The following is an 8,626-nucleotide window of genomic DNA, read 5'->3' as shown; positions in this document are numbered from 1 at the left end:
CCGGTGGCGGCGGCATCCCGACGATGTACGACGCCCACGGCAAGCTGCAGGGCGTCGAAGCGGTGATCGACAAGGACCTGTGTTCGGCGCTGCTGGCCGAACAGCTGGAGAGCGACCTGCTGGTGATCGCCACCGACGTCAACGCCGCGTTCATCGACTACGGCAAGCCAACCCAGAAAGCCATCGCCCAGGCCCACCCGGACGAAATGGACAGGCTCGGCTTCGCCGCCGGCTCCATGGGACCCAAGGTCCAGGCAGCCTGCGAATTTGCCCGCAACACCGGCAAGGTCGCGGTGATCGGCGCACTGGCGGACATCGATGCCATCGTCCAGGGCACTGCGGGCACGCGTATCAGCACGGCCACTCCCGGCATTACCTATCGATAATCAGAACTGCAGGGGCAGGGTCAGGCCTGCCCCTCCTCCCGAACCCTGAAAGGAGAGCACCATGGCCCACTTTGAACCCGGTCGTCTGCATATCGAACGACACGCACTGAACAAGGACGATGTCAGCTACGACCTGTGCCTGGATTATGAGGTCACCACCGATCCCAAGGAAGGCAAAGGGATGCAATTCACGATGCACGGCAGCATTCAGGGCAAGGATATGAAGGAAACGTTTTTCCTGAGCAAGGAGCAGGCATACAACTTCGCCAGCAACGTGACCAAGATTGCGGAGAAACATGGAATTCCCAAGGCTTACAGCAGCATCGGTTCGCAACACAAACATTACGATCTGATGTTCGAGGATGTGCGGGTGCAGTTGAACATGAAGTCCGGAGACCCCGTCAACCCTGAACATTTTGAATGACTCACCGAGCGTAAATGGCACGCACCTGCACGCTCACACGATTGTGCCGGTTGGCAGGAGCGCTGTTGTTACGTGACCTTGATTCACATCCCAGGTACTCAAGGAAAGCAGCCATGACACCGATTCGCACCCTGGCTTTAATTGCTGCACTGCTGTCAACGACCAGTCTGGCGGTCCGTGCCGCTGATATACCGCTGGGCAGCAATGCCATGGAAGGCCATATCGTTTCGCGCGTACTCGCCGTTGATCCGGCGCTCTATCAAGTCACCATCGAAGGCCGCAACAAAGAACCGGTGCCCATCCAGCTCTCCGACCAAGCCAAGAACCTGCACAATCTGAGAGTCGGTGACAACGTCGAGATTCACGTGATTCGCTCAGTCGCTTATGTATTGGATACGAACGTTGGCGGGGAGCCAGGAGTATCCAATGAAGCCATGGCCATCCGCACCACCAAGGACAATCCCAATCCCGGCGGTGAAGCTTTCCGTCAAGTCAGAGTCACGTCCAAGATCACTCGCATTGATTTGAAAGAACATGAAGTGACTTTGCTACCTCCGGAGGGACAAGTCATCGTATTGAAAGTGGAGGATCCAAAGCTTCAGGAACGGATGAAGAAACTGCAGGAGGGTCAGACGATCGATGCCATTTATACCGAGGTATTGAAAGTCAAAACCTCACGCTAGGCTCTGTACGAAAAGTCTCGAGATGAAGATCAGGCAAGGCGAAAACAGCCGAGCAAGCGCGGTGTACCGGAGTACATGAGCATTGCGAGGCAGTTTTCAACGCGGCATGAACGAGTATCAAGTCTTTTCGTACAGAGCCTAGGGAACCCCCGACTTAACCACTGGCTGGCCTGGGCGGACATGGCGTCGCGCTTGCAAGCCGGCCAACAGACCAACAGACCAACAGACCAACAGACACCATCGCAATGCTCGCGAGATTCAGGCATCAGAGATGTGGATGGCGATGAGTGCCTGTCAGCTTTTGCAGGCCACCTGGGCAGGCGCGGCAGACGTCAACTTGGAGGGGATTACAATTGACGTGCCAGGCACAGGGGTGAGCTCGAAAACTCCCAGCAGGCAAATAAGTGCTTGCCGACCATCCTTGTCTGGCCTCATGTCCACTCCTGCAAAAACTTCGTAGTCTTTCCCGGGTTCCAGTTTGTACACGAGTGCCTGGTCAGCGCAGGCCCAATAAGTGCTGCCAGAACCAGCAACGGTCGCGCCCTGGGTTGCAATCTGAAATGGCAAGTCTGTCCTGACGCGATATTCGGTGACAACCTCCTTGTATGCGCCTTGGGCTCTGCGGATCGAGGGGATGTATTGGACAAGAGGGGGCATCACCCTTTTCGGCATGCCAATGCTCACCGACTTCAGGGGGTACTGCGGATAGTTGATGCTCGCCGTACCGTCCTCCCCGAAACGTCCGGCTTCAGCCATCTTATGCCGGGTGGCAGGCGCACAACTGCCCATGATGCTATCGCCATACACACTGGAGTTCGTGATGACGCGAACATGCGCCACCCCCTCTGATTGGACAGGCTCTTCGTACGGAACCGAAGGTATCCCAGAGCAACCGGCAAGCGCTGCAGAAAAAATAGTTACGAAAGTGATAACCCGCATGACCATGTCCTTATGTACTCGATAGCTCAAAAAAAAACCGACACTATGATCGGTTTTCTGTGCACGCCCACACACGCAGGAGTGACAGGGCGGCGAATACTGGGACATGACGAAATGATATTCAAGCCCTTCTGAAGGCTTCTTTATGCCGCATCGTTTTCCATTACTCAGCCAACTGCGAGCAGATTACAAAAGGGGGACCGGATCTGTTGATAAAGCGGATCATGGCACACAGAACAGCCCGATCAGCATAGGGTGCCGTCTACATGATTGCGGATAAAAATTGCGAGGGAGGAAACAAACAAGGGTTTGCATCAGCTTTCGCTCGCAAACCCTTGATTTTAGATGGTGCCCGAAGCCGGAATCGAACCGGCACGCCCTTACGAGCGGGGGATTTTAAGTCCCATGCGTCTACCAGTTTCGCCATTCGGGCGGTAGCGCGGTCAAGCTTCCTGAAGCGGTCAAGATCATGGATCTGACAGGTCGAAGCCGGTACAGCAGAGGGGACGAAATATATACATCCCTCCCCTATGAAGCAAGGTAGCCCATGTTCTTTCGAAACAAAAAACTGCATTGCCACATAAAGAAAAAAGCTCTGTAAATCATAGATCTACAGAGCTTTTTAATAGTGGAGGCCGAAGTCGGAATCGAACCGGCGTAGGTGGATTTGCAATCCACTGCATAACCATTTTGCTATTCGGCCTCAGGACGCTTGATGCCAGTGAAACCATCAACCGCTTTTAAACCTGATGAGGAGCGGATCAATCTAATTGAGCGCTATCTCCTTGAAAACATTGAGTTTTTTTAGCCCTCAATGCGTTCGATGGGCGCAATTATGTACTCATTTGCCGAAGCTGACAACCCCTTGATTTCAAAAAAAAATCAGCCGGCACGCGGGTCCCTGCTCCGTTTCATCGGTTCGACAATCTTACTCGGGCCGCCTGTCCCGCCGCCTCATCGGAAACCCCTGACGTCGATGGAACGACCGACCGCCCCGCCGGTTCATTCCTTATGTTGCCCTCGGACTTTGTAAGGAAAACCATCATGACTGAACGTCCACCACTGGTTGCGAGCCGGGCTGCGGTGCCGAGTCCGTCGCACCCCAATCTCGGAACACCGGAGCGTGCATTATCACTCCTGGCCGGCACGCTGCTGATTGCCAACGGGCTGCGTGAAGGCGGGCTCAAAGGTTGGCCACAGGTACTGCTGGGGGCCTGCGCGACCTGGCGTGCCTATTCGGGTACCTGCCGGGTCAAGCAGGCGCTTACCCATACCCCGTTCGAACAGGCCTTCGAGCAGGATCGGGGCTGGGACGGGAGCAAAGTGATCTCCCGCAGCATCACGGTCGGCAAGCCGCGGGAAGAGGTCTTTGAGTTCTGTCGCAACCCCGCCAACCTGGGCGCCTTGGTGCCCTGGATCGATGAGATCGAACAGACCGGCGAACACACCTACCGCTGGGTGGCGCGCGGGCCGATGGACAAGACCCTGCACTGCGACCTCGAGCAGCACGAACCCAAGGAAGGCCGCAAGCTGCACTGGATCGCCGGGCCGGACACGCGCTTCAAGCACGACATCCAGATGCACTTCAGCGATGCGCCGACGGGCCGGGGCACGCAGATCAAGGTGATCGTCGCCTGCAAGACTTCCCTCGGCAGTGCGGGTTATGCATTGGCCAGTGCCATTTCGAAATTCTCCGACAAGGCCCTGCTCCATCTGCTTCGCAGCATCAAGCAGCAACTGGAAACGGGCGAAGTGACCACCAACCGGATGCGGGCCGAGGGCACGAAGGACTTCCTGTTCATTCACCCGGCCACGACCGCGACTTCAACACCGGGCCATGCCCCGTCCAACGGAGGAACAGTCTGATGCGCGCACTCACCTGGCAAGGACCCAACAAGCTACAAGTCGACACCGTCGATGATCCGTCCATCCTCAACCCTCGCGATGCTATCGTGCGGGTGAAGCTGTCCTCAGTCTGCGGTTCGGACCTGCACCTATTGGGCGGCTACGTACCCACCATGCAAGCTGGCGACATCATCGGTCACGAATTCATGGGCGAGGTGGTGGAAACCGGTTCGGCCGTCACGCAGTTCAAGAAAGGTGACCGTGTTGTCACCGTGTCGATCCTCGGCTGCGGCCAGTGCGAGCATTGCCAGCGCGCGGACTTTTCCTGCTGCGACAACTCCAATCCCAACCCCACCGCGACGGACATTGCCTACGGCCAACCGGCCTGCGGCATCATCGGCTACAGCCACGCCTTCGGCGGCTTCGCGGGCAGTCACGCCACTTATATCCGCGTGCCATTCGCCGACGTGAACCTGTTCACCATTCCCGAAGGCGTGACAGACGAACAAGCGGTTTTTGTCTCCGATGCAGTGCCCACCGGTTTCTTCGCCGCTGATAACGCCAACATCCAGCGCGGCGACACGGTTGCGGTCTGGGGTTGTGGTGGGGTCGGGTTGATGGCGATTGCCAGCGCGTACCTGTTGGGCGCCGAACGGGTGATCGCCATCGACCGCTTTACCGACCGCTTGCGTCTGGCCGAGGAAAAGGCCGGTGCCATCGCGCTCAATTACGAAACCACCGACGTGCATGCCGCCCTGCTGGAGCTGACCGGGGGCCGCGGCCCGGATCGCTGCATCGACTGCGTGGGCATGGAGGCCCACGGCACCGAGGTCGATTACTACTACGACAAGACCAAACAGATGATGCGCCTGCACACCGAGCGCGGAACGGTGTTGCGCCAGTCCATCCGCGCTTGTCGCAAAGGGGGCACCGTCTCGGTGGTCGGGGTGTATGGCGGTCTCCTGGACAAGTTCCCCATGGGAGCGATCGTCAACAAGTCCCTGACCCTGCGCTCGGGCCAGCAACCGGGGCAACGTTATGTGCCGAGGCTGTTCGAATATATTCAGAAAGGCGAACTGGACCCTTCCTATCTGCTGACCCACCCCATGGGGCTGGAGCAGTCGGTGCAGGGTTATGAGATGTTCAAGGACAAGCGCGAGCAGTGCCTGCGGGCGGTATTCCGACCGGAATAACCAGCGCGGTCAAGGGGGCCTGCCTGCCAGGCTCCCGACGCCCGTCTGCGTGAGTCCGTCGTATTTTTTTCTTGCCAGGATCGACGCACTGTCGGATAAGACACAGCCTCAGCCGTCTCAGAGTCCGTCCATGCCCCGCGTCGGTGTCCTCCAGGGTTCGAACATCCGCCTGCTGGTTTACCTGCTGTTCGCCATCCAGTTGGTGTCCATGGGTGCCATAGAGATGAGTGGCCCCTTCTGGCCGGTTCATCTGCGCCAGTTGACCGACAACGACGCGCTCTTCAGCTTCGCCAGTACCGCGGTGTACGTCGGCCCGATGCTGGGCATCATCCTGACCAGCGCCTTTTGGGGGCGGATCGGTGATCGCCATGGGCACAAGCTTATGATGATCCGCGCCTTGGCCGGTTTGTCCCTGACGCAGCTGGGGCTGGCACTGAGCAGCGATATCTGGGTCATCCTGGTGCTGCGCTTCCTGCAGGGCGCATTCGCCGGCTACATCGCCCCGGCCCAGGCCTGCGGGGTCAGTATCGAAGCCTCCTCAGAGGTGATTACCGAGCAGATGCTGCGCAGCGTCTACCGGGTCGAGGCAAGGATCGAACAGTGTTCCAGGGGGGAGCGGCACGTGATTGTCGACAGCGTGGCCTGAACCGCCAGGCCTGGGCGCTCAGGCAGTCGCGGCCCAAGGCCATTGCAGGTAACATACCGGCCTTTCCCGCCGCCTCTGCGACCTGCCGAATAAGCCCACTCCATGCCTTTTGAACTCAGCGTTGACCTCACCACCCTCGCTATCCTTGCCCTTGTCGCGTTCATCGCAGGCTTCATTGATGCCATCGCCGGTGGCGGTGGCCTGTTGACCACCCCCGCCCTGCTGACCGCCGGCCTGCCCCCTCACCTGGTGCTGGGGACCAACAAACTCAGTTCGACGTTCGGCTCCGCCACGGCCAGCTTCACCTTCTACAAGCGCAAGCTGTTCCACCCCAGGCAATGGACCCATGCCCTGGTCGGTACGTTGGTCGGCGCCCTGACCGGCGCCATCGTCGCCCACTACCTGCCCGCCGAGTGGCTGAACAAGATGCTGCCGGTGATCGTGTTCGCCTGTGGCCTGTATCTGTTGTTCGGGGGCACGCCCAAGGCGCCGCTGGACAGCGACGCGCCGATCAGGAAGACCTGGCAATCGCCCCAGGGTTTCACCCTGGGCTTCTACGACGGCGTGGCGGGCCCTGGCACGGGGGCGTTCTGGACCGTCAGCAGCCTGCTGCTCTACCCCATCGACCTGGTCAAGGCCAGCGGCGTGGCACGCAGCATGAACTTCGTCAGCAACATCGCGGCGCTGGCGGTGTTCATCTTCTCCGGGCAAGTGGACTGGGTCATCGGCCTGAGCATGGGCCTGTCGGTGATGATCGGCGCATTCTTCGGTGCCCGCACCGCCATCAGCGGCGGCGCGAAGTTCATCCGGCCGGTGTTCATCACCGTGGTCCTGGGCCTTACCGTGCGCCTAGCCTGGCAGCACTGGTTCAGCGTGGCCTAGACGGCGCGCCACATAGAGGTCGATCAGGTAGCGGGCGATCGAACGCGAAGCCGGCAACGGCGGCAGGTCGTGGACGCTGAACCACTGGGCGTCCTCGATTTCTTCTTCCTGGCGCACGATGTCGCCGCTGGCATATTCGGCATGGAAACCCAGCATCATCGAATGAGGGAACGGCCAGCACTGGCTGCCCACATACTGGATGTTCTTCACTTCGATGCCGACTTCCTCGCGCACTTCGCGGACCAGGCAATCCTCGGCCGATTCGCCCGGCTCGGCAAACCCCGCCAGGGTGCTGTAGATACCGGTGACGAAACGTGGCGAACGGGCCAGCAAGACCTCGTCGCCACGGGTAATCAGCACGATCATGCTGGGTGAAAGCCGCGGATAGTGGCGCAGGTCGCATACATCGCAATACATCGCCCGCTCCAGCGCAATCTGCCCCATGCGCTTGCCGCAACTGCCACAGAAACGATGCTCCCTGGCCCAGGTGCCGATCTGCGCCGCATACCCGAGCACCTTGTACAGCGTGTGATCGTCCTCGAGCATGAAGGCCCGCAGGCCTTTCCAGTTGCAGCCAGGGACGTCCAGGGAACTGTGGAGCTCCAGCAGATAGACCGGCTCGCCGTCCAGGTGGCCGATGCCGTGCTCGGCAAGGATCGACAGGTCCTGGCGCTTGAGCCACTGGCGGGGAAACAGCGGGCCGTTATCGTCGAACAGGAAGCCTTCCGGGCTGCGGGCCACGGCCCAGCCGCCCGCCAGATCGGTATCGAGTACTGCGGTGGTCCAGCGTGGAATCATGATGATCAATCCAGAAATTCGGGTTTCTGTTTGCTCATATGGGCGGCCATGGCCACGCGCAGGTCGGTCGATTGCAACATGGCGGCGTTCCAGGTGGCGACGTACTCCAACCCGTCGTCGATGCGGTGGTCGCGCATGTAGCCAATCATTTCCTTGGTGCCGGTCACGGCAATCGGCGACTTGGCGGCGATGTCCCGGGCAATGCCCATGACCCCGTCGAGCAGGCTGGCGGTATCGGTATAGACACGATTGACCAGGCCGATACTGCGCGCTTCATCGGCACCGAACGTACGCCCCGTATAAGCGAGTTCACGCAGCATGCCGTCCCCGATGATCCGGGGCAAGCGTTGCAATGTGCCAACATCGGCTGCCATGCCGATATCGATCTCCTTGATGGAGAACTGGGCATCCTCGGCGGCATAGCGCATGTCGCAGGCGGAGATCAGGTCGATGGCCCCACCCAGGCAGTAACCCTGGACAGCGGCGAGCACCGGCTTGCGGCAGTTGTCCACCGCATTGAACGAGGCTTGCAGTTGCAGGATCTTGCGCCGCAGCAGGCGCGCGTTGCGGCCCACGTCCTTGCCCAGTTCATTGGCCACGCCGGCCAGCATCATCAGGTCGATGCCCGAGGAAAAATGCTTGCCGGCCCCGCTCAATACCACCACTCGCACCTCGTCGGTGTCGTCGATCCACTGGAAGATCTCGATAATCTCGCTCCAGAACGCCGCGTTCATCGCATTGATCTTGTCCGGGCGATTGATCTGCACATGGGCGATGTTGTCTGCAAGTTCGACGTTGAACGCTTGGTATTGCGACATGGCAGTGATCCT

9 protein-coding genes, 2 tRNA genes and 2 pseudogenes are annotated in these 8,626 nt (G+C 59.5%); 8 read left to right on the top strand and 5 right to left on the bottom strand.

Annotated features, from left to right (window positions below; translation table 11 throughout):
- The 3 genes from BLP99_RS23895 to BLP99_RS23885 form a co-directional block, all read left to right on the top strand.
- The coding region (locus BLP99_RS23895; RefSeq protein WP_441295931.1) for an amino acid kinase family protein at positions 1–386 on the top strand (386 nt) is incomplete at its 5' end.
- Between the two features lie 61 nt (positions 387–447).
- On the top strand, positions 448–810 hold the full coding sequence (locus BLP99_RS23890; protein WP_072398751.1) for a DUF5064 family protein: 363 nt from the start codon (positions 448–450) through the stop codon (positions 808–810).
- 113 nt (positions 811–923) lie between these two features.
- The gene (locus BLP99_RS23885) at positions 924–1,493 is read left to right on the top strand and encodes a hypothetical protein (RefSeq protein WP_072398752.1); all 570 of its coding nucleotides are present in this window, start codon (positions 924–926) and stop codon (positions 1,491–1,493) included.
- Between the two features lie 294 nt (positions 1,494–1,787).
- Here BLP99_RS23885 and BLP99_RS23880 read toward each other — a convergent pair whose 3' ends face one another.
- The 3 genes from BLP99_RS23880 to BLP99_RS23870 form a co-directional block, all read right to left on the bottom strand.
- Positions 1,788–2,432 (bottom strand): hypothetical protein, encoded by a 645-nt coding sequence (locus BLP99_RS23880; protein WP_072432070.1) that lies wholly within the window; start codon positions 2,430–2,432, stop codon positions 1,788–1,790.
- Positions 2,433–2,778: 346 nt separating this feature from the next.
- Positions 2,779–2,865: transfer RNA gene (locus BLP99_RS23875), tRNA-Leu, on the bottom strand.
- Positions 2,866–3,061: 196 nt separating this feature from the next.
- Positions 3,062–3,135 (bottom strand) — tRNA-Cys (locus BLP99_RS23870).
- Positions 3,136–3,476: 341 nt separating this feature from the next.
- Between BLP99_RS23870 and BLP99_RS23865 the strand changes: the two genes are divergently transcribed.
- The 5 genes and pseudogenes from BLP99_RS23865 to BLP99_RS23850 all read left to right on the top strand — a co-directional run bounded on the left by BLP99_RS23865 (position 3,477) and on the right by BLP99_RS23850 (position 6,998).
- Positions 3,477–4,298: an SRPBCC family protein gene (locus BLP99_RS23865; protein WP_072398754.1), complete on the top strand. Its 822-nt coding sequence runs from the start codon at positions 3,477–3,479 to the stop codon at positions 4,296–4,298.
- Positions 4,298–5,470: a zinc-dependent alcohol dehydrogenase gene (locus BLP99_RS23860; RefSeq protein ID WP_072398755.1), complete on the top strand. Its 1,173-nt coding sequence runs from the start codon at positions 4,298–4,300 to the stop codon at positions 5,468–5,470. The genes BLP99_RS23865 and BLP99_RS23860 overlap by 1 nt, the downstream gene beginning before the upstream one ends.
- A 130-nt stretch (positions 5,471–5,600) precedes the next feature.
- Positions 5,601–6,011: pseudogene (locus BLP99_RS23855) on the top strand (MFS transporter); the annotation flags it as partial.
- Positions 6,006–6,116, top strand: a pseudogene (locus BLP99_RS26535) (ABC transporter ATP-binding protein); the annotation flags it as partial. The pseudogenes BLP99_RS23855 and BLP99_RS26535, both read left to right, overlap by 6 nt.
- 102 nt (positions 6,117–6,218) lie before the next feature.
- Positions 6,219–6,998, top strand: coding sequence for a TSUP family transporter (locus BLP99_RS23850; RefSeq protein WP_072398756.1), 780 nt, complete (start codon positions 6,219–6,221; stop codon positions 6,996–6,998).
- Here BLP99_RS23850 and nudC read toward each other — a convergent pair.
- Both nudC and BLP99_RS23840 read right to left on the bottom strand, forming a co-directional pair.
- Positions 6,966–7,796, bottom strand: a complete 831-nt coding sequence (gene nudC, locus BLP99_RS23845; RefSeq protein WP_072398757.1) for an NAD(+) diphosphatase — start codon at positions 7,794–7,796, stop codon at positions 6,966–6,968. The genes BLP99_RS23850 and nudC overlap by 33 nt on opposite strands.
- Before the next feature lie 5 nt (positions 7,797–7,801).
- Positions 7,802–8,614: a crotonase/enoyl-CoA hydratase family protein gene (locus BLP99_RS23840; RefSeq protein ID WP_072398758.1), complete on the bottom strand. Its 813-nt coding sequence runs from the start codon at positions 8,612–8,614 to the stop codon at positions 7,802–7,804.
- Positions 8,615–8,626 lie beyond the last annotated feature (12 nt).

Source organism: Pseudomonas sp. NFACC32-1 (assembly GCF_900101215.1).
Taxonomy (GTDB): Bacteria; Pseudomonadota; Gammaproteobacteria; order Pseudomonadales; family Pseudomonadaceae; genus Aquipseudomonas.
Note: the sequence above shows the minus strand (reverse complement) of the source record. Positions and strands in the feature narration are given on the sequence as shown.